Source organism: Microcoleus sp. B13-B6 (assembly GCF_036705405.1).
GTDB lineage: Bacteria > Cyanobacteriota > Cyanobacteriia > Cyanobacteriales > Microcoleaceae > Microcoleus.
On the sequence record NZ_JAUBUJ010000009.1, the window covers coordinates 85,506 to 106,374 of the forward strand.

General features: G+C 45.6%; 21 protein-coding genes. 12 read left to right on the forward strand and 9 right to left on the reverse strand.

Features of this window, described 5'->3' with window-relative positions; genetic code table 11:
• Positions 1-376 precede the first annotated feature (376 nt).
• Positions 377-2,428 (reverse strand): ABC transporter ATP-binding protein, encoded by a 2,052-nt coding sequence (locus QUB35_RS06265; protein ID WP_333140365.1) that lies wholly within the window; start codon positions 2,426-2,428, stop codon positions 377-379.
• A 210-nt stretch (positions 2,429-2,638) separates the two neighbouring features.
• Here QUB35_RS06265 and QUB35_RS06270 point away from each other — a divergent pair, with 210 nt between their 5' ends.
• Entirely contained in the window at positions 2,639-3,160 is a 522-nt protein-coding gene (locus QUB35_RS06270; protein ID WP_333140366.1) for a GNAT family N-acetyltransferase, read from the forward strand.
• A gap of 70 nt (positions 3,161-3,230) precedes the next feature.
• Here the strand turns inward: QUB35_RS06270 and QUB35_RS06275 are convergent, their stop codons facing one another.
• Positions 3,231-4,565, reverse strand: coding sequence for a tetratricopeptide repeat protein (locus QUB35_RS06275; RefSeq protein WP_333140368.1), 1,335 nt, complete (start codon positions 4,563-4,565; stop codon positions 3,231-3,233).
• Between the two features lie 21 nt (positions 4,566-4,586).
• Between QUB35_RS06275 and QUB35_RS06280 the strand changes: the two genes are divergently transcribed.
• The 5 genes from QUB35_RS06280 (at position 4,587) to hisC (ending at position 8,890) form a co-directional block, all read left to right on the forward strand.
• Positions 4,587-5,846: an esterase-like activity of phytase family protein gene (locus tag QUB35_RS06280; RefSeq protein ID WP_333140370.1), complete on the forward strand. Its 1,260-nt coding sequence runs from the start codon at positions 4,587-4,589 to the stop codon at positions 5,844-5,846.
• A 67-nt stretch (positions 5,847-5,913) separates the two neighbouring features.
• A complete protein-coding gene (locus QUB35_RS06285) occupies positions 5,914-6,057 on the forward strand; it encodes a hypothetical protein (RefSeq protein WP_333140372.1) in 144 nt (47 codons plus the stop codon).
• 94 nt (positions 6,058-6,151) lie between these two features.
• A complete protein-coding gene (locus QUB35_RS06290) occupies positions 6,152-7,006 on the forward strand; it encodes an alpha/beta hydrolase (RefSeq protein ID WP_333140374.1) in 855 nt (284 codons plus the stop codon).
• The gene (locus QUB35_RS06295; RefSeq protein WP_333140376.1) at positions 7,003-7,716 is read left to right on the forward strand and encodes a glycerophosphodiester phosphodiesterase family protein; all 714 of its coding nucleotides are present in this window, start codon (positions 7,003-7,005) and stop codon (positions 7,714-7,716) included. Before QUB35_RS06290 ends, QUB35_RS06295 begins: the two co-directional genes overlap by 4 nt.
• 127 nt (positions 7,717-7,843) lie before the next feature.
• Positions 7,844-8,890 (forward strand): histidinol-phosphate transaminase, encoded by a 1,047-nt coding sequence (gene hisC, locus QUB35_RS06300; protein ID WP_333140377.1) that lies wholly within the window; start codon positions 7,844-7,846, stop codon positions 8,888-8,890.
• A 90-nt stretch (positions 8,891-8,980) separates the two neighbouring features.
• Here the strand turns inward: hisC and QUB35_RS06305 are convergent, their stop codons facing one another.
• From QUB35_RS06305 to QUB35_RS06335, 7 genes are all read right to left on the reverse strand, one after another.
• Positions 8,981-9,448 (reverse strand): type II toxin-antitoxin system VapC family toxin, encoded by a 468-nt coding sequence (locus QUB35_RS06305; RefSeq protein ID WP_333140379.1) that lies wholly within the window; start codon positions 9,446-9,448, stop codon positions 8,981-8,983.
• Positions 9,442-9,759: an antitoxin family protein gene (locus QUB35_RS06310; RefSeq protein ID WP_333140381.1), complete on the reverse strand. Its 318-nt coding sequence runs from the start codon at positions 9,757-9,759 to the stop codon at positions 9,442-9,444. Before QUB35_RS06310 ends, QUB35_RS06305 begins: the two co-directional genes overlap by 7 nt.
• A 46-nt stretch (positions 9,760-9,805) precedes the next feature.
• Positions 9,806-10,606, reverse strand: a complete 801-nt coding sequence (locus QUB35_RS06315) for a class I SAM-dependent methyltransferase (RefSeq protein ID WP_333140383.1) — start codon at positions 10,604-10,606, stop codon at positions 9,806-9,808.
• Between the two features lie 143 nt (positions 10,607-10,749).
• Positions 10,750-12,390, reverse strand: a complete 1,641-nt coding sequence (locus QUB35_RS06320; RefSeq protein ID WP_333140385.1) for a 2-isopropylmalate synthase — start codon at positions 12,388-12,390, stop codon at positions 10,750-10,752.
• Between the two features lie 202 nt (positions 12,391-12,592).
• Positions 12,593-13,114 (reverse strand): LabA-like NYN domain-containing protein, encoded by a 522-nt coding sequence (locus tag QUB35_RS06325; protein WP_006633075.1) that lies wholly within the window; start codon positions 13,112-13,114, stop codon positions 12,593-12,595.
• A gap of 338 nt (positions 13,115-13,452) precedes the next feature.
• Positions 13,453-14,103 carry a response regulator transcription factor gene (locus QUB35_RS06330; protein ID WP_333105463.1) on the reverse strand — a complete coding sequence of 217 codons (651 nt, stop codon included), beginning with the start codon at positions 14,101-14,103 and terminating at the stop codon, positions 13,453-13,455.
• Between the two features lie 649 nt (positions 14,104-14,752).
• Positions 14,753-15,178 (reverse strand): ferredoxin, encoded by a 426-nt coding sequence (locus QUB35_RS06335; RefSeq protein WP_333140387.1) that lies wholly within the window; start codon positions 15,176-15,178, stop codon positions 14,753-14,755.
• Positions 15,179-15,601: 423 nt separating this feature from the next.
• On the opposite strand from QUB35_RS06335, the gene groES reads away from it, so the two are divergent.
• From groES to QUB35_RS06365, 6 genes are all read left to right on the forward strand, one after another.
• Positions 15,602-15,913, forward strand: a complete 312-nt coding sequence (gene groES, locus QUB35_RS06340; RefSeq protein WP_006633072.1) for a co-chaperone GroES — start codon at positions 15,602-15,604, stop codon at positions 15,911-15,913.
• 138 nt (positions 15,914-16,051) lie between these two features.
• On the forward strand, positions 16,052-17,692 hold the full coding sequence (groL, locus tag QUB35_RS06345; protein WP_333046934.1) for a chaperonin GroEL: 1,641 nt from the start codon (positions 16,052-16,054) through the stop codon (positions 17,690-17,692).
• 212 nt (positions 17,693-17,904) lie between these two features.
• Complete coding sequence (locus QUB35_RS06350; protein ID WP_333140390.1) at positions 17,905-18,270, forward strand: Tse2 family ADP-ribosyltransferase toxin; 366 nt, start codon at positions 17,905-17,907, stop codon at positions 18,268-18,270.
• A 167-nt stretch (positions 18,271-18,437) separates the two neighbouring features.
• Positions 18,438-18,812 carry a hypothetical protein gene (locus tag QUB35_RS06355; RefSeq protein WP_333140392.1) on the forward strand — a complete coding sequence of 125 codons (375 nt, stop codon included), beginning with the start codon at positions 18,438-18,440 and terminating at the stop codon, positions 18,810-18,812.
• A 332-nt stretch (positions 18,813-19,144) separates the two neighbouring features.
• Positions 19,145-19,807, forward strand: coding sequence for a glutathione S-transferase family protein (locus tag QUB35_RS06360; RefSeq protein WP_333140394.1), 663 nt, complete (start codon positions 19,145-19,147; stop codon positions 19,805-19,807).
• A gap of 74 nt (positions 19,808-19,881) precedes the next feature.
• On the forward strand, positions 19,882-20,235 hold the full coding sequence (locus QUB35_RS06365; protein WP_333140397.1) for a hypothetical protein: 354 nt from the start codon (positions 19,882-19,884) through the stop codon (positions 20,233-20,235).
• Positions 20,236-20,869: the final 634 nt, after the last annotated feature.

Genomic DNA, 20,869 nt, shown 5'->3' on the forward strand with positions numbered 1-20,869 from the left:
TTTCATATATCGCTACATTACCACAGAAGTATCAGTGGATGTGGCTATATGGGTTTGGGCATCGAGAATCATGGGAAACATATTGGTTGGCAGGGTGACAAGCAGGTTGAAAGCAAAGCGGCGTCAAGGTTTTGAGTTGAGTGACCAAGCGAAAAGATACGCTTGCTGTGCGTAAGTCAATAAAAGAGAGTGGCGAGATCCCTTGAATCAGGTTCAAGGGGATATCGGACAATCTTATGAGTCAATAAGCCTGTCCATAATGCACTATCTTTTTTGAGCTTCAGCGGCTTCAATGCTTTTACAATCAAGGTTCCAGAGCCGTTGTCACCCCTTAAGAAAAATCCTCTTCCTGCCTTATTCCTTATTCCTTTTGCGGTTAACTACCCAGCATTTGCAACTTGTACAAACTGGCATATAAACCTTCTTGCTGCAACAACTCTTCGTGGCTGCCCGACTCTACTAACTGCCCGCGTTTGATCACTAAAATACGATCGACATTTCGGATAGTCGAGAGCCTGTGGGCAATAATTATCGCCGTTCTGTCCGCCATCAAACGCTCTAGAGCTTCTTGAATTAAAGCTTCCGTCCCCACATCCAAACTAGCAGTTGCCTCGTCTAGAACTAAGATACTGGGATTGCGAATAGCGGCGCGAGCAAAGGCTAATAATTGCTTTTGTCCCCCCGAAAGATTGGTTCCCCGTTCCCGCAATTGCGTATCATAACCTTGAGGCAACTGTTCGATTAAACGGGCAACATTTGTCTTTTCTGCTGCTGCTTGAATTTCCTCAATCGAGTAACTTTCTCCCAAGCTGATATTGCTCTTCACGTCACCAGCAAATAGAAAGCCATCTTGGATAATCACGCCTATGTGCCTCCGCAACTCTGCTTGAGGCAAATCGCGAATATCCACATGATTAACCAGAATCCGTCCTCGCGTCGGCTCGTAAAGGCGGCACAGGAGACGGATAATCGAACTTTTGCCCGCACCGGTAGGGCCGACTAATGCTACTTTTTCGCCGGATTTGATGGTGAAATTGAGGTTTTGCAGGACATATTCGTCTTGTTTGTAAGCAAACCACACGTTGTCAAATTGGATTTCTCCCGATTCTGAATTCTGCGATTTGGCATTTTCTCCCCCCCTTAGCAAGGTGAGATTGGCGGGAGGTGATTGGGGATTGTTAGGCACTAAACGATATTCTGAACTTGCTGGATTTTGATGATTATCTGCCAATTCTCGATCGAACGGAGACAAGTTGTAAGCCGTTGCCTCTGGATGTCCAGTTATCAGCAACGGTGAATAACCTGCCCTTCTTCCTTCTTCCCTCTTCCCTCTTTCTTCTTCCTTCTTCCCTCTTCCTTCTTCCCTCTTCCCGCTGGTTGGATCTTTAATTTCAATCGGTTCGTTGAGAATATCGCTAATCCGTTCCACAGCGGTAAACCCTGCTTGAATTGCTGTGAATTTCTCGGCAAATTGCCGCAGCGGATCGAAGAGACGCTGAGCAAATAAAATGAATGCAGAGAGAGTACCGAAGTTAAGATTACCCGCTAAAACCCTTTGACCCCCCATCCACAAAACGGCTGCAATCGCTACTAAAGCAATCCATTCTAATGTCGCAGATACGGCTGAGTCGTAAAATATAGTTTTGTCAACTGCTTTAATGTACCGTTTATTGGTGACACGAAACAATTCTGAGTTGAATCTTTCGCGGCGGAATAGCTGCACTACGCCAATACCAGTCAGGTTTTCTTGCAGTTGGGCGTTGAGATCGGAAAGTTCTTCTCTGGTAGTGTAATTGGCTAGGCGATATTGATACTGGAAATAAACTATGACTGCGGTAATTGGGATCATCATCAGCACTAACATTAAAGCTAGTTGCCACTGCATGGTAAACATGAAAATGGCAATTACTAAAATTGAAAATAAATCGCTGACAATGCCGATCGCCCCTGAAGAAAAAACCTCTCCCAAAGCTTCTACATCGCTGGTGAGGCGAGTCATCAGTTTACCGACAGGAGTGCGATCGAAAAATCTCACTGCTAGCGATGTGACGTGGGCGAACAAATCATTTCTAATATCTGTAGTAATTATTTGCCCTACTTTCGTGACTAAATAGCCTTGAACTGATTGCAGTGCTAATCTAAGTGTTATAGTTAGCATGAGCAAAATAGCCAAAATATTCAATGCAGCAGATAGAGGCACTCCCCGCAAGAATTCGTAAGTAGGTTCCGAGCGAATTACCGAAATTGCCTGTCCGATGAGAATGGGTTGAATTGCTCCTGAGACTGCTAGCGGTACTAATAGTGCGATCGCAATAATCAGCAAGCGTTTGCTGCGGGTTGCGTAAGATGCCAACCTCATGAATAACCGCCAGTCTGTTTCCTGGCCGGATTTGTTTTTGGTGTCTGCTACTGGTGAGGAAATAGTCATTGATGGCAAAAACTGTACAATATATCTAGTTAATAATTGTAACAAATAGAATCAATATTTGACACTAATATCAGTAACCGGCAAGATGCCTGTTTCACAAAGAGTGTTTTCTTGTAACAGTAGGTTGGGTTGAGGAACGAAACCCAACTAAAATGTTTGTAGCCCGCCAAAGTGGTACTATAATCTAATGTTAAAGGTTATACTGTCATCATGCAAGAAATAGAGACAGCCCGATTGTATCTGAGACAATTTACGCCAGACGACTTAGATGAGCTGTACCGCATCTACAGTGATGCAGAAATAATGAAATACTTGAGAGGAGTTAAAACTAGAGAAGAAACAGAAATCGCCCTTCATACCATGCTCAAAAGTTGGGAAGAAAACAACTTCGGAATGTGGGCTTTAGTACATAAAATAGACCGTAAAATGATTGGTCGCTGCGGACTGAATTTTCTGGAGAAGACACCGGAAGTTCAGCTAGGCTATGCCCTCGACAAAGTTTATTGGAATCAAGGATTGGCGACAGAAGCATCTTTGGCTAGTCTAAACTATGGATTTCAAATATTAAATTTGGAGAGAATAGTTGCGATCGCCCTCCCAGAAAATATAACCTCCCAGCGGCTGATGCAGAAAGTTGGCATGAAATATGAAAAAAATGCTCATTATTACGAAACTGATGTAGTATATTATTCTCTCTCGCGAGAAAGTTACCAGTCAAAAGTAGTTTTGTAGGGTGCGCTAGGCGCACCTTACTGCATTTAAATTACTCGCATCGCAAATTGGCATTCTTGTCGGCTGACAACTACGAAGTTCTTTGCAATTGCTTGTTAACTTTTTGAATTTTCTTAGCAAAATACTCTTGTCTGTGTCCCAATCTTTTAGCCACGTCCAACCCTTTTTGATAGGATTCCAAAGCTTTATCGTAAGCCTTCATCTCTTGATAAACTTGACCGATATTGTCATAAGTGTTCATCAATCCGTAGAAATTGTAAGCCCGCTCTTCTAACAGCAACTGCATTTGATAAATCCGCAAAGTAGGCTCCCACTGCTTTTGCGATCGATAAAGTAAAGCTAATTTATCCAAAGCTTCGCTAGCTTGGGCATACTGTTGAATTGGGACGGCTAAATTGTAGGCTTCCTGATAGTATTGAGCTGCTAAATTGATTTGACCTATTGTTTGGTAATCGCTGGCGATCGCAATTTTGAGCGGTGGTATAGCGCTGGGATTTTGTAAGTTAAGATACACTGAGGCTAGTTTTTCCCTAGCTGCGATCGCCTTTAGGGGTTGTTTCGACTGTTGGTAAACATAGGCCAACTGTCTCAGAGTATCTACCTCAGTTGGAGGAGTTACAGGCTGCGGCGGCGCGCCGTTTCCCGCCACAACAGCAGAATTTTGCACAGCAGAATTAGCAGCAAATAAAGCGCGGTTTTCCTGAATTAAAGTAGCCAATTCCTCATACACGGGAGCAGCTTTATCGTAACTCAACCAATTGATGTGAATAAGCCCGATAGCCTTCAAAATCTGACCTTGGGCCAATATATCTTGGTTTTGGCGCGCATTTTCGAGAATTTCTTGGTAAACTTCTACAGTCGGGCCTTTAGCGCGCACCTGCTGAAAAGCCGCAGCGAAGGCGGGTAGCAACTCAGTATTAAGTGGTACTTGCGATTTGACTTCTTTTTGAATTGCTTGCAACCGTTTGGTAATAAGCTGTAGTTCGAGGTTTTTACCGTTACTCCAAGCAACACTTCCCACCCGACTCAAAGCAGCAATTTCCGCCGCCGGGCCCAGATACCTCCGCAGCCGCAATTCTCGGAACCAAATTTCAAAAGCACCCGCGCCGTCTCCAGCTTGCAGTTTAGTCGCTGCTTCTAAGTTTAACTCTTCCAAAGCCGCTGTCAGTTCATCCCGCTGAGTGCTGCTCAAAGATTCAGTGGCGGGAGTGAGGGGATCGGGTGTGGTAATTTCTAGAGGATTAGGAGAAAATTGATCGAGGGCTGGTGGATTAGTTTGGGCGCTAGCAATAGAACCAGCACACAGCCACAGGAAAAGCAAGCACCCAATTGGTACAGAACTTCTCATTCTAAAAATTTGGTTGCCGCGATTCGGCATTTCTTCTGGAAACATCAAGTTTTGCATATCTACAAAACGGTATAAATTATGTCACAAAGATGGCACAAAAGTAAACAGTTCAACAAGAGCAACAAAATAAATGTCACCGTGCTGAGCAATTATTGGCATTTAAAGACGCTGGGCGAGCGTATTTTACGCTTATTTAGTCTAGCCCTTATTCTCTTAACTGTTTGCACAGCTTGCGCCCCGCCTCCCGCAGTTGCAAAAGACCGCTCTTTTCCAGAATTGTCCCTCGAATTTTTGGGCGAGTACGAATTGCCAAAAACCAATTTTGAAGGAGTACCAGTCGGCGGTTTGTCAGGAATTACCTACGATCCCAAAGGTATTAGTGCAGTCACTTCCAAAGCTTATCGCTTTTACGCTCTCTCCGACGACCCCAGCGAAAACGGAGAAGCGAGATTTTACAGTCTCCGACTCGACCTCACATCAAGTGACCCAGCAAATATTCGCCTGAAAAAAGTTACCGTTGACGGCGTTACATCCCTCAAAAAAGCAGACGGTGAAACCTTCTCTTGGGGTTCCATAAATCCCGAAGGCATCGCCCTTTCTCCCCGCAATTCAATATTTGTCGCCAGCGAAGGCGTTACTCATGTGGGCATCCCTCCTTTTCTCGGAGAATTTGACCTCAAAACCGGGCAAATGCGGGGAAATTTGCCGATACCAAAGCGCTATATTCCCGATGCCGGCGATGAAAAACAGCAGCAAGGAGTGGTGGACAATTTAGGTTTTGAATCTTTAACCATCGACCCAGAAACCTTTAGTCCAGGCGGTCTAGATCCGTTTCGTTTGTTCGCAGCTACGGAAGCGCCGTTAATGCAAGATTTAGACCCGGAACAGGCAAGCAAACTCCGTATTTTACATTATGTCATCGTCGATAAAACGCCGCAATTAGTATCGGAAAATCTTTACATCCTCGACCAAGTTCCCATGACTATTTTGAACGGTTTAACAGAATTAGTAACTGTCGGTGGCGGTCAGATTCTGAGTTTAGAACGTTCTTTTGGGCTGTCGGGATACAGCGCTAGGATTTATCAACTAGCGGTTGGGGCGGCTACAGATACTTCGAGAATCCAGAGTTTTAAAGGGCGAGTGGCGGTCGAACCTGTTAAGAAAAAGTTGCTGCTAGACTTAAGCGAACTCGGAATTCCGCTGTACAATTTAGAAGGGATGACCCTCGGCCCGCGCTTGCCAGATGGCAGCCAGAGTATAGTTTTGGTCAGCGATGACAATTTTGATGAAGCGCAGAAAACTCAGTTTATCTTGTTGAGTTTGAAGGGCAAAGGTTAAGTCAGAAGGGCGGGCTAGAAGCCCACCCCACCCCACAAGAAGATTTATTGTTTGTGAAACAGGCATCTTGCCTGTTTCTCAAAACAGTACAATAAAATTCACTCCTTGTGGAACAGGCATCTTGCGCGGGCTAGAAGCCCACCCCACCCCACAAGAAGATTTATTGTTTGTGAAACAGGCAAGATGCCTGTTTCTCAAAACAGTACAATAAAATTCACTCTTTGTGGAACAGGCATCTTGCCTGTTCCTAAAAATAGTATAAATGAGGTGAAACCCAATTTGTCCAATCATAAAAAAACCTAATTATGCCCACTCGTAATACTTTGCAATTACCAGAAATCGAACTTTCCTATCTAGAATGGCAGCCAGAAACAGGTATCGAAAAAGTTCCCCGTTTGCTGCTGCTGCACGGTTTAGCAGATAGTGCGTGTGTCTGGACTAACTTGGGCAATTACTTGTCCAACCGCTATCATATTGTAGCGCCAGATATGCGCGGTCACGGAGAGAGTAGCAAACCCAAAATAGGCTATACTTTTGAAAGTGCGATCGCAGATTTAGAAGCTTTGATGGTACATCTCCACTGGCCAGACGCCCACATTTTAGGACATTCTTGGACGGGCAAACTAGCACCGATTTGGGCGAGGCAAAATCCCCATCGCTTTTGCAGTATGATTTTAGTAGACCCCATCTTCATCACAAAAATGCCCGCCGCGATGAAACTCACCCTGCCAATTGTTTACCGAAAATTAGACTGTCTCAAATGTGTGGGCCCGTTTGCGACTTTATCCCAAGCAGAAGCAGCAGCCAAACAATCGGGAGAATACGCAGATTGGAGTGACTTGCAGCAAATGGTATTCCAACAGCAAATCGAAGAAAAATCCGACGGAAGTTGGGGCAGTAAATTTGCAATTGCAGCCAGAAATCAGATATTTACAGAAGTGATGAAAGTTGCCGGTTTAACTGAAAATATTGATATCCCGACTTTGTTTGTACAGCCGGAAAAAGGCGTAAATCGCATGGATTGGCAAATGCAGCCATACAAGAGATACTTGAAAAATCTTACCGTTGCAAAAGTACCGGGGAATCACTGGTCTTTTTTGACTCAACCGGAAACTTTTAATCAAACTGTGGCAGATTTTTTAGAGGGCACAAGACAGTGAATTTAGAAATTATCGCACATCGGGGATTTTCGGCGATCGCCCCGGAGAATACTTTAGCAGCTTTTGAACTGGCGATCGCCCGTGGAGCTCATTCGATCGAATTTGACATCCAGCTATCCGCCGACAACGTACCAGTGATTTTTCACGACGCCACATTAGATAGAATCACTGGAGTTTCTGGCAAAGTTAGGGAAACAACTCTGTCCCAATTGCAGACACTTAATGCGGGAAAATGGTTTAGCGATGAATTTTCACAACAAAAAATTCCTACCTTAAAAGAATCATTAGCTATCCTCAAAAATGTTGACAAATTTCTTTACTTTGATGTCAAACCTCACTGCGAGTGGTCTAATGCAGATGTCGCGGATTTTGTCAATACTTTGAAGGGCGAAGAAATCCAACATAAATGCGTTATTACTTCCTTTAACGATGGATTTCTGGAACAAGTGCGGCGGCTATCTGGCGATTTGGCGATCGGACATATTGTTGCTAATCTAGAAGCATACAAAACTCAATTTGCTCAAGCTGTAGCCCATCAGGATAATTTGATTAGCAGTCTGTATCGCGTGTTGCTGGAAAACCCCGCACTGATTCAAGAAACCCGGAGTCAGGGAGTTGACATTGTGGCCTGGACGGTGGACGATCGAGCGGATATGCAAAAGTTACTTGATTTGGGTATAACGCGGATAGTCACTAATTGTTTGATATAATTTGTTTAACTTGATATCTTGCACCATTATTAAGAACGGGCAAGATGCCCGTTCCACAAAACTCAATATATCTTGCACCCTTATCAAGAACGGGCAAGATGCCCGTTCCACAAAACTCAATTAATAGATGAATTATTTTCGCAAAAGCATCCACGAAATGTCTGGCTATGTGCCGGGGGAACAGCCACCGCTAGGCACAAAAATTATTAAACTAAATTCTAATGAAAATCCCTATCCGCCTTCTCCCAAAGCCTTAAAAGTGCTTCAGGAAATAGACGGAGAAATGCTGCGGCGCTATCCAGATCCAACTGGCAAAGTTTTCCGCATTGCTGCTAGTAAAATTTTTGGAGTTGCTGACGATTGGATTATTGTAGGTAACGGCAGCGACGATTTATTAAACTTGATAGTTCGCGCTGTGGGCGAATCCGGGAAACAGATTGTTTGTCCGGCGCCTACTTATGTATTGTACCGCACTTTGGCAGAAATTCAAGATGCAGAATTTGTCGAAGTTCCTTATCCCGACGACTACAAGTTACCAGTTGATTTGTTAATCGCAGCCCAGGGTGCAGTGACATTTGTAGCTTCGCCAAACAGTCCATCGGGAACAGCCATATCTGTTGCAGATTTGGAGACACTCGCTAAAGAGTTATCGGGCATTCTTGTGATAGACGAAGCTTATGTAGATTTCGCAGAAGAAAATGCTTTGAACTTGACAAAAAAGTACAGTAATGTTATAGTTTTGAGGACGCTTTCCAAAGGTTATTCCCTAGCAGGATTGAGGCTGGGTTTTGGCATAGCAAATCCGGCGCTGCTGGCAGAATTAAATAAAATCAAAGACAGCTATAATGTGGATGCTTTAGCTTATGCAGTGGGGGCGGCTGCGATCGCAGATCAATACCACAAAATAGCCAACGCCGAAAAGATTAAGGCTTCGCGAGCAAAACTAGCCCTTAGCTTCAAGGAATTAGGCTTTGACGTTTGGCCCTCGCAAACCAACTTTTTGTTAGTTAGGCCACCAAACGGCGATGCAGAAAGGATTTATCAAACACTGAAAGTACGGGGAATATTGATTCGATACTTCAATCAGCCACGATTAGAAGACAAATTGCGGATTAGTGTAGGTACTGAGGAACAAAATCAGATATTGGTTAAAACTTTGAAAGAAATTCTCTAAATAACGATCGCACTCAAATTAGTTTCTAGTGAGGAATGCAAGTCCTCTGATTTTTATGAGGACTTGCATTCCTCACTAGACATAGCTTGATTACGGATAATTATTAGGATTATCAATAGCTAACCCTTCTGAATGAGCAATATTCAGCAATCGATTGTCCGCCGAAACAAAAATTAGTTGAGTTTCTGGCACCGACATGAGCAGAGTTTTAACGTACATACCAGACGCCAACTGCACAGCATCATAAGCGCGCAAAGGGTATTGCACAACCAATTGACCTGCACTTTCAATCAACGCTTGGTCAACTTCAATGATTCGATACTTGGTCTCGAATTCATTGCGAAACTTTTGCAAAATTATGTCAAGTTCACCAGCAGACATACTCCCCTCCCGCTGACGACGCGACAAGGCGCTGTGTAACTCCACCCATGTAATCTGGCTAATAGTTAAATCGTTATTTGCAGCCACATCAGTAATCGATTGAATCCAATTACTCCCTGTTTCAGGCACGTAACGTTTGACCAAAGCACTGGTATCTAGAAAATAAGTATTTACCACGGGCCACGATCCTCTATAACTATTTCAGAGACAGGTGTCCCCGGCCTTCCCTTCAGTTCTTCAAACAGTTCGCGCCATTTCTCTTCACGTCGTGCTAATTCAACAGGATCGAGCTTACCCTGCTTATTTGGCAAACGCATCAATCCTCGTACATCCATCAACTTAATCGCTTTTTCGCGATCGCCCTTGAGTTCTTCCGGCGACACTTCCGCTACAATTGTGATTTGCACAGTTTCCCCATCATTCAATGACAAAGGACTCAAGGGACGAAAAACCCCGTTTTCGTACACAGCAGCAATAGTTTCTGGCATAATTAGCCTCTTAATTAAATGCTTTCACTTATTGTACTTCTTTTAATTACTTCGTTGCCACCACAGCCAAATTCCAAGCCAAGCGCTTCATCAAAGGCAACTTCTTCAAAAAGCCATCCAACCCTTCCAATCGAGAGTATTCCGGTTTCAATCTCTCTTGTTCAATGATAATCTTTTTCCAATAACGCTCCTCATTAGGATGCACTTTTTCTATCAAATAAAAGCGTAAAAAAATCCACAGCGATGTCAGCCAAAACGTATCATAAGCCGTCTCCGAAAACAAAGACTTGACAAAATTTACAATATTAATATCCAAAGGAGTTTCATCCTCCGTCCGCACCTCAGTCGCCATTCTGCGGTAAACATTAATCACCGGATTGTGCTTCATCGGGTCCCAAAAACAAGCTTTGCCACCCGGTTTTAGCACCCGGTGCATTTCGCGAATTGCCTTTTCAGGTTCCGGCAAATGGTGCAGCAAATTAGAAGCGTAAACAATATCAAAACTGTTGTCCGGGAAATCCAGCGCCATTGCATTCACCGTGCAGCCCTCTATTTTGACGCCGTTTTTCTCAGCCAATTTCAGAGCAACTTCTACCATGCCCTGAGAATAGTCAGCCGCCACACAATCTGCGCCTTTTTTAGCAAAATAAACGCTATTTTCTCCCGCGCCGCAGCCTAAATCTAACAGGCGTTTACCCGTAATATCGCCCATTTGCTGGACGATAAATCTATTTTCTGGGGCGGTGCAAGCTTCAAAGTAATCATTAACTCGAATGCCGTCAATATCGATCGTAGATGCCCAAGCATCGTGGAATTGCCGCTCTTTTTTTAAAGTTTCGTCTTGCATTTTTCAAGAGTTGGTTATTGGTAAAAAAAATTAATTTTAAACCGCAGATGAACGCGGATTAACGCAGATTTATTTAGATATATCTGCTGTTATGTGCGTTCGTCTGCGGTTTGTTTCAAGAAAAATTGCTGACAAGAAATTTATCAGCGCTGTGCTTTTGCAACAACTTGATTTCCGATCGAAGTTGGCTGTTCTGAGGATTTTTCCGTAGTATGCTGCAATGCCTGATACAGGCGATTTAAAGCGCTGATGTATGCTTCTGCGGAGGCTACGATAATGTCGGTATTTGCCGAGTGACCGGAAAATACTTTGCCTTCGTGGCGCAAGCGAATTGTTACTTCGCCGATCGCATCTATTCCCGCTGTCACCGACTGTACAGAAAACTCGATCAACTCGTTCGGTACGTTTACCACCCGGTTAATTGCCCTGTAAATCGCATCCACCGGCCCCGTGCCGATCGCAGCATCTGTCAATTCTTCGCCCGCCGGATTCCGCACAGTGACAGTTGCTGTCGGGCGAGATTTGTCGCCGCAGGAAACTTGCACCAATTCTAACCGGAAAAGTTCCGGTGCTTGGTGCACTTCGTTATTGGCGATCGCCTCTAAATCCCAATCAGTAATCTCTTTTTTCTTGTCCGCTAAATCTTTAAACTTGACAAAAGCCTTATTTAGCTCATCGTCGGCCATTTCAAAACCCAACTCTTTCAAGCGAGTGTGGAAAGCGTGGCGCCCCGACAATTTACCCAGCACGATTTGATTTTCAGTTAAGCCGATCGACTCAGCGTCCATAATCTCGTATGTCCGCTTATTTTTGAGCACTCCGTCTTGGTGAATTCCCGACTCGTGAGCGAAAGCATTTGCCCCGACAATCGCCTTATTTGGCTGCACCAACATCCCCGTCAAAGTGGAAACCAAGCGGGAAGTTTTGTAAATTTGGCGCGAGTCAATATTTGTCAGCGGTTCCTCAGAATCCGCAGGCCTGCCCAAGAACGGATTATAATATTGGCGTCGCACGTAAAGCGCCATTACCAACTCTTCCAGAGCTGCATTTCCCGCCCGTTCGCCAATCCCGTTAATCGTGCATTCTAACTGTCTGGCGCCATTTTTCACAGCTTCCAAAAAGTTAGCAACAGCCAATCCTAAGTCATTGTGACCGTGAACCGAAATAATTGCCCGATCGATATTCGGCACATTTTCCTTAATTCCGCGAATCAAAGCCCCAAACTCGCTCGGAGTCGTGTAGCCGACAGTATCGGGAATATTAACAGTAGTCGCACCCGCTGCGATCGCCCGTTCTAGAACCTGATACAAAAACTCCGGTTCCGATCGACAAGCATCTTCCGGCGAAAACTCCACATCATCCACAAAAGACTTAGCGTAAGCCACCATTTCCGGCACAATTTCCAGAACCTCAGCCCGCGTCTTTTTCAGCTTATGCTCCAAGTGGATATCAGACGTAGCCAGAAACGTATGAATTCGCGAATTTACGGCGGGTTTCAGAGCCTCGGCTGCTGTTTTTATATCCTCCTTTCTCGCCCGTGCTAAACCGCAAATTGTCGGCCCATCTTCCGTGCCCACCGAGCGGGCTATTTTTTGGACTGCCTCGAAATCTCCCGTGCTGGTGAAAGGGAAACCCGCTTCAATCACATCTACGCCCAATCTCGCTAACTGGCGGGCAATAGTCAGCTTTTCATCCACATTCAGAGATGCACCCGGAGATTGTTCTCCGTCCCGCAAAGTCGTATCGAAAATAATAATCCGGTCTTGACTTGGTTGAGTTTTCATAGCTCTAAAAAAGTGTTTTCCTGATTTTTACTTGTCCCCTGTTCTGGGCAATTAGTCCCCAGTCACCAGTCCCGTGTTTCGCGCCAATAACGAATAATTAATAACCCATAACCCATAACTACTGACTAATGACTGCTGACTAATGACTAATGACTAATGACTAATGACTAATGACTAATAACTAATGACTAATGACTAATGACTAATAATCCATTTTCTCGATATGTTCCCTAATTTCATTTAGGTCTATATACCTATCTGTAGCATTTCGTAACTCTCTCGCAATCATTCCTTCGGTTGATACCACAGTAATATGAGTATTTTTCGATCGCAGCAGCTCGATCGCCCGCTCAAAATCCCCATCCCCGCTAAAAAGTACAACTTGGTCGTACTGATCCACCGTATTAAACATATCAACCACAATCTCAATGTCTAAATTAGCCTTTTGAGAATATCTGCCCGAAGCATCGTCGTAATATTCCTTAAGAATCTTAGTGCGAACCGTGTAACCCAGACTGATCAAGGCATCTCGAAATCCCCTTTGATCTTGGGGGTCTTTTAGACCCGTATACCAGAAAGCATTGATCAAGATGACATTCGGCTGCGAAGTTTTGAAATATTCGAGCACCCTGCGAGGATCAAAAAACCAACCGTTCTTTTGTTGAGCGTAGAACATATTGTTCCCGTCCACAAAAATAGAAAGGCGGTTCATTAAGTTTGTCATAGAAACTTAGACCTAATAATTGTAGAAAGAAGTTAATCTAAATATCACATTTTAGCAACATGGAGCTAACTGAGGCAATAGATTAGACTTCAGAAAACTCCATCTCCCCAGTATTTCATATTTTCGGCTCTACCGCCAGAGGGTTCTTTTAACCCTGCTTGCATTTGAGCGAGGGGCCCTCACAAACTATACGCCTAGTAACTCAATACCGGCTGCCGTGTCAAGGTTAATGGCGCATTCAAACTACCGCGCCCACCGCCCTACCGCCAAGCAGGCATACGCCCAGCGCATAGCAGTAGATTTTGCTCCCCTGATTTCATAGCGCAGACTACCTCCGCTTAAGCCTTTTTGCTTTCAAGAGCCCAGCGAGCTAACTCTGTCCGGTTGTGCAGACCTGTTTTGCCCAGCATATTGCTGACGTGGCTTTCGATAGTCCGCTGGCTGACATTCATCACGTCTGCGATCTGGCGGTTTGCCATACCCTGCGCTAGCAACTGTACCACCTTTAACTCAGTGGGAGTCAATTCGACATTGCGGCGCGCCTTAATTTTTGTGCCACTCTCTATACCGGGATTTGAGTGGCGAATCAAGCGGGAGGCAGCTTTCAGAGAAGATTCCACTTGGGCTACCAGTTCTTCTGGTTCAAAAGGCTTGACTATATAAACGTCAGCCCCAGTGCTCAAGCCTTTTACTCGGTCTGAACTTTGACCTTTTGCGGACAAGAAAAGAACCGGAATCCAGCTAGTGCGAGGGTCTTCTCTGATGTGTTTGACTAAAGTGTAGCCGTCCATTTCCGGCATCATCACATCGCAGATAATCAAGTCGGGAACTTCTTGTTCTAGTTTTTCCAGAGCGTCTCTGCCGTTTTCTGCTGTAATGACGTTGTAACCCCGAAACTCCAAGTAGTCCTTGACGAGCAAGATCAAGTTCGGGTCATCGTCAACCAGCATCAGCCGTTTTTGCTCTCCTGAATTATTGTCCTTTGTCATGTTTATTCCCGCTAAAGTATCCCGCACACTTCCTTGTTTTCACTTCTGTTTTTTCGGTCAGTCCCCCGCCACCCGGCTGGGAGTGGAGGACGACGATCGACTGAAGGGATGGCGGTGAGGGAAAGCGGGGCGGGTATTACCGCTTTCCAACCTATAATTGACTGCTGTTTGTGAGTGTCTTACGACCTGGAATGCAGCCCAAACCTGTAATGGACGATCGCCCTGTCAATATCTGCCTTGATTGATTGGAGATTCCGTAACAGAGCCCAAGTTAAATATTTAATCTCGATCGGTTCAATTTCAGGTTAATGCCCCGGTTTAAAATGATACTTCTGATATAGAGAAATTTAAGCAGACTCCCTACTTACGTATTTAACTGTTTCTAGTGTAGTTTGGCAACCTGCTTAGTGTCGGCCACTGAGAAATTTTTGCACAAAATTTCACAGTTCCTCCAAGGGATTTTTTTTACTGTACCTTTTGAGAAACACAAGGAACACGGGAAGCCGCACCAGGAAGACAAGAACCTAAATACAGTTTTATTGAGCTGTAGCAGGTGCGATCGCCCGGACGCCCAACCGTCTAAATTTCTCACCCTTAACCTTGAAACTTAACATTTAATTATAACCCTGTACTTTAAACAGCGCTATACTTAAATGTTTTGCTGTGCATCAGAAGGCACAGGCAAAGGATGAGTTAAGAAAGCGTATTCTTGAACGACCTTTGAGTTGAGGAGATGTTCCTGAATAATTCTCTCAATGACGGGGGGAGTAACGTCGCGATACCACACTCCGTCTGGATAGACTACCATAATCGGGCCAGACGCGCACACTCGCAGGCAATTGGCTTTGGTGCGAAAGACGCAGGCTGGTCGAGTGGCACTTGGCTTGTCGAGTCCCAATTCTTGCAAGCGTTTTTTTAAGTAATTCCACGCCTCCAGACTGGTTTGCCGATCGCAGCACTTGGGCACGGTTTGGTCGGCACAGATAAAAATATGTCGCTCGATTTGAGCGATTCCCAGGCTTTGGACGCAAGCGCTCAAGCCTTGGCTGCAAGATTCCTCGTTATGTTCGGTCATTGTATTCATCAATCAAAAGTAATTGGTTAGCGATCGAAAGTCATCATCACAGCCCCCACTCCCTCCCGTCTCAAGGGTAGGTTTTTTACTATTCAGAAATTGAGGGCAAGCAAGAGGCAAGTTTTAAAGGCATAACCAGTCGAAATCCGGGCTTTTTCGCTTCTGGCTCTCTCCCCCTCTCCCTCTCTCCCTCTCCCTCTCTCCCCCTCTCCCTCTCTCCCTCTCTCCCCCTCTCCTTGCCTCCTACTCATTTTCGGTTCGGGAACCCGTACTGACAACTAAGTTGCGATCGCCCCTGACTAAAGCTAAATTAGCACTCAGGAGTCGAGAGTGCTAATATGTCAGTTGTAAGTAGTCCGCTGTTGCTTTCATCGTGACCCCTGACGACTGACTCACGACAATCTGTAATCTGGAGATTTATTTATGGCAGCAGTATCACTGAGTGTTTCTACCGTTAAACCGTTAGGCGAGCGCGTGTTCGTGAAAGTAAGCGCTAGCGAAGAAAAAACCGCCGGCGGCATCCTTCTGCCCGACACAGCTAAGGAAAAGCCCCAAGTAGGCGAAGTCGCGGCCGTGGGCCCCGGCAAGCGCAATGACGACGGCAGCCGCACTGAAATGGAAGTCAAAGTCGGCGACAAAGTTCTCTACTCGAAGTACGCCGGCACCGACATCAAACTCGGCACAGACGAATACGTCTTGCTTGCAGAAAAAGACATTCTGGCGATCGTTAACTAATTAATCATTAGTCATCAGTCCTTAGTCATCAGTCATTAGTTTAAAGCGAACGCCGCCAAACAACTAATGACACGGGACAAATGACTAAAATCCATCATCCCCAATCCAAAATCTCAAACCCTCTCATCCCCAAAAACTATGGCTAAGCGTATCATCTACAACGAAAATGCACGTCGCGCCCTCGAACGCGGTATGGACATTTTGGCCGAAGCAGTGGCCGTAACCCTCGGCCCCAAAGGCCGTAACGTGGTTCTCGAAAAGAAATTCGGAGCTCCTCAGATCGTCAATGACGGTGTTACCATCGCCAAAGAAATCGAACTAGAAGACCACGTAGAAAATACAGGCGTTGCCCTGATCCGTCAAGCAGCTTCCAAAACCAACGACGCAGCAGGCGACGGTACAACAACTGCTACCGTTTTGGCTCACGCAATGGTCAAAGAAGGTCTGCGTAACGTAGCAGCCGGCGCAAATGCGATCGCCCTCAAGCGCGGTGTTGACAAAGCAACCACGTTTTTGGTAGAAAAAATTGCCGAACACGCCAAACAAGTAGAAGATTCCAAAGCCATCGCTCAAGTCGGCTCCATCTCTGCTGGTAACGACGATGAAGTCGGCCAAATGATTGCTAACGCAATGGACAAGGTGGGCAAGGAAGGCGTGATTTCCCTGGAAGAAGGGAAGTCTATGACCACCGAATTGGAAATCACCGAAGGGATGCGCTTCGACAAAGGCTACATTTCTCCCTACTTCGTCACCGACACTGAGCGGATGGAAGCGATTCTAGAAGAACCCTTCATCTTGCTGACAGACAAGAAAATCGCTTTGGTACAAGATTTAGTACCGGTGCTCGAACAAGTAGCTCGTTCCGGCCGCCCGCTGTTGATCATTGCAGAAGACATTGAGAAAGAAGCTCTAGCTACCCTCGTTGTCAACAAACTGCGCGGTGTGTTGAACGTGACTGCTGTTAAAGCACCCGGTTTTGGCGATCGACGCAAAGCCATGTTAGAAGATATCGCCGTATTGACCGGCGGTCAACTAATCACCGAAGATGCCGGTTTGAAACTGGAAAATACCAAGCTCGACATGATCGGCAAAGCTCGCCGCATCACCATCACCAAGGACAGCACCACAATTGTTGCCGAAGGTAACGAAGCCGCCGTCAAGTCCCGCTGCGAACAAATTCGCCGTCAAATGGACGAAACCGAGTCTTCCTACGACAAAGAAAAGCTGCAAGAACGTTTGGCCAAATTGGCTGGCGGCGTCGCAGTCATCAAAGTCGGCGCGGCTACCGAAACAGAAATGAAGGATCGCAAACTGCGTTTGGAAGATGCGATCAACGCAACCAAAGCAGCAGTAGAAGAAGGAATTGTTCCTGGTGGCGGTACAACTTTGGCTCACCTGACTCCTCAATTGGAAGAGTGGGCTAACAGCAGCCTGAAGGGCGAAGAATTGACCGGTGCTTTGATTGTGGCACGGGCTCTGGCTGCTCCTCTGAAGCGGATTGCTGAAAATGCTGGTTTGAATGGCGCTGTGATTGCTGAGCGCGTCAAAGAAAAGCCGTTCAACGTTGGTTTCAACGCAGCGACAAATGAGTTTGTCGATATGTTTGAAGCTGGTATCGTTGACCCTGCGAAGGTGACTCGTTCTGCTCTGCAAAATGCCGCATCTATTGCTGGTATGGTGCTGACAACCGAGTGCATCGTCGTTGACAAGCCTGAACCGAAGGATGGCGCTGCTGCTGGCGCTGGCGGCGGCATGGGCGGTGGCGACTTCGATTACTAATCGATAGTCGATCGTTTGATGGGGCGGGCTTTAGGGCCCGCCCTGTTATTTTGGTAACGGTTTTTAGCATAGGCATAACTTTAACTCTGAAGCGAAATTAACTAAACGCTCAATCTATAAGGCCCCCGTGCCTCTGTACTCACATGCGAGGTTATACCCAAAAACCTAACCCTGCGTGACAGTTAATTTTTTACAATTTCAGGAGATTAAAGATGCCTAAAACACCCGTTGCGCTGTATCGACAGGGGAATGCTAGTTCACCTAGAATGGATAATGTCAGACCCAATAAAGATATTACCGTTTATGAACAGCAAGATGAATTATGGGTTATGCCTACTTTAGAAGAAGGAAGGTTGTCAGGAGGAATGTCTCGGTCAGAAGGAATATCAACCTTTGAGAGTCCAGGCTCAGGAAAAAATTGGTATAAATTAGACCTCGGCACTGACATTCCACCAGAACTGGAATTAGTGAATGACCGGGACGGTCATTGGTTATTCCAGCCCAGTAGACCGATGACTCTAGAAAAATACAAAGAGGCACTTCACCTCATAGGCACATTTTTCTGTAAAATAGAATAAGTTAAGAGGAGGTTGGGTGTAAGTAGATAAACCCAACCTCCTAATATAATTAATAGTATATTTGATTAGTTTTTTATATCAAATTACCTGCATCGGAAAAAATAATCTTTTGGGTATTTTCAACTCAAGTCGGCCAATGAGTATTTATTCTTACCAAGGCAAGTATCATGAATTTATCATTTAAAGATTTAAGGTTTATTATAGAAGCCATTGAACATCAAATCAATGCCTATAAAGAACGTTTGCAAGTAATTGAAGATGTAGATGAGGATGAGGCTGCCGATCTAGGGAACGATATTAAATTTTTAGAGCTTCTCCACGCAGACATGACGACAACTTTAGCTCAGAATACTTCAGTCAAAACTTTAAGTTATGGTGAGGTTTCTTCGCCAGCTCAGAATGATAAATTTTCAGAAATATCCAAAAAAATATCGTTTCAAGAATTGGTAGAATTAACCAGGAATTTGTCACTTAGTGAGCGATTATTTCTAGTAGAGGCGATTACCTCGTCTGTGCGTCAGGAAGTCAATATGAGCCAATAATCCGCCAATAAAAGGAGCTTTAGAAGTTGGTGGGATGATATACTGATTAATCGTAAAGTGAGCAGAGATAAGGCAAATGTCAGCCACCATCACAATTAGCAGCAGCGAAATTCGGCAGATATTAAGGAATTAAGGGAATTTTAATTTAGTTTTTATACTCGTTACCAGGCTCTGCCTGGTAACGCATATCCGGAGGCTCTGCCTCCATAGTCTGGGCCGAGGCAGAGCCTCTGGACATCGGTTCCCAGGCTCTGCCTGGGAACCAGTTAACCAGTTATTGAAACTGATGCGAGGATTGCTATATTACCTTTCAATAATTACCCCCACCAGCTATGAAACTTTATCACACTCCCATTTCCACCAACTCCCGCCGCGTGTGGGTCGCCCTTTTAGAAAAAAACCTCGATTTTGAATTAATAGAAATCCACTTGGACGGCGATCACTTGCAGTCGGAATTTGTGGCAATCAATCCTTTTCACCGCATCCCTGTTTTGGTCGATGATGGCTTCACCGTCTTCGAGTCTCTGGCAATTCTTGACTATCTAGAAACGAAGTATCCCGAACCGGCAATGCTCCCGAAAGAACCGCAAGATTTGGCAGTTGTGAAAATGGTAGAATTGGTCACGATTAACGAACTTGGGCCGGCCCTTTCCCCCCTCATCAGCGAAAAAATGGGCTGGGGAAATCCTGAACCTCAAGCAATAAGAAAGGCGAAGGAAAAAGTCAATACTGTGCTGGCATTTTTTGAAGGTTTGTTGGACGATCGCCCTTTTTTCGGTAGCAACAATGTGACGTTTGCCGAGTGTACTGCCGGTACCGTCGTGCCTTTGCTGTCGTCGCAGGTTGGTGTATCCATAGACGGTTATCCAAAAATTCAAGCTTGGTGCGATCGACTAATGTCGCGTCCCTCATGGCAGCAAACTCAATTCACCGAGGCAGATTTGGCGGCTTTCGCATCTCGAAGACAAAAGTTTCTGGCACAATCTGAAGCCTAATGAACTAATCAACTCTCAAGCGATCGCTCTTTTTCCCAGCTATTTTCGCCTGCACCCAAATTCCCATCGCAGCAATGGGGCAGCCCGCCGCCCGATCGAACTACGAAGCACTTAACGCTAAACAGTTCCTTGCCGATCGCAAAATTACCGTCTCCAACCCCAAAGATATCGCCGCAAAACTCTTTATTCTCGACACAGAATCTGAAGGCCGAAAAAGCGACCAAATTTCGGTTGAATATCCCACGGGAGAAACAGCAGTAATTGTGCATACAGTTATCGGTTTAGCTGACGATTCTGTTGCTGCAATGCGACACCGCATCGAACTCAGACTCAGGCAAAATAAGTGGGAAATTATGTGGATTGGCCGACAATCGAAGTGTCAACCAAATCGCGGACACCAAAATTGGGCAAGCGGCCGCTGTCAGTAGAAAGGTCGATCGGCTTTTTGCTTAAATTCTTTCACCCCGGATACGTTGCGAGGAAGGAAGCTAGGACTTTACGCAACCGATGATGAAAAACAGAGGCCCAGAAAGATTCGCTACCGCTGGCTGCCTGCTGAAATAAGTTATTCCTGGGTAAGTCATCGAAGCAATCTGGGTTCCGCGTTGTTCCCTGGCTGCGCGACAATCTTAAAACTATTTTGGGTGTCGATCGCTCTTTTAGTCAAAAAGAGCGATCGAACTCAGAAGTTTACTTGCACATGATCAAATTTCCAGCGGAGATGAATCCGGCCACAGGGGCTGAAATCTCAACCCAATTGCGGTTTTCTCCATTCTTATCTTTCACTAACTGGAAATTCGGTACAAGCGTTACTTGACCGTTAGCAGGTACACCGCCTTTAACCGCAGCAGTCCTTGAAGGCTCAGTGCGGATAGCTAGACCCCTCGGCGCTACGCGAGGTTCTACTTGCCGGCACAGACTTACGGGGCCCGTTGCAGGTGCTGGTGCTGGCGCAGGCGCAGGTGCTGGCGCAGGTGCTGGCGCAGGTGCTGGTGCTGGTGCTGGTGCTGGTGCTGGTGCTGGTGCTGGTGCTGGTGCTGGTGCTGGTGCTGGTGCTGGTGC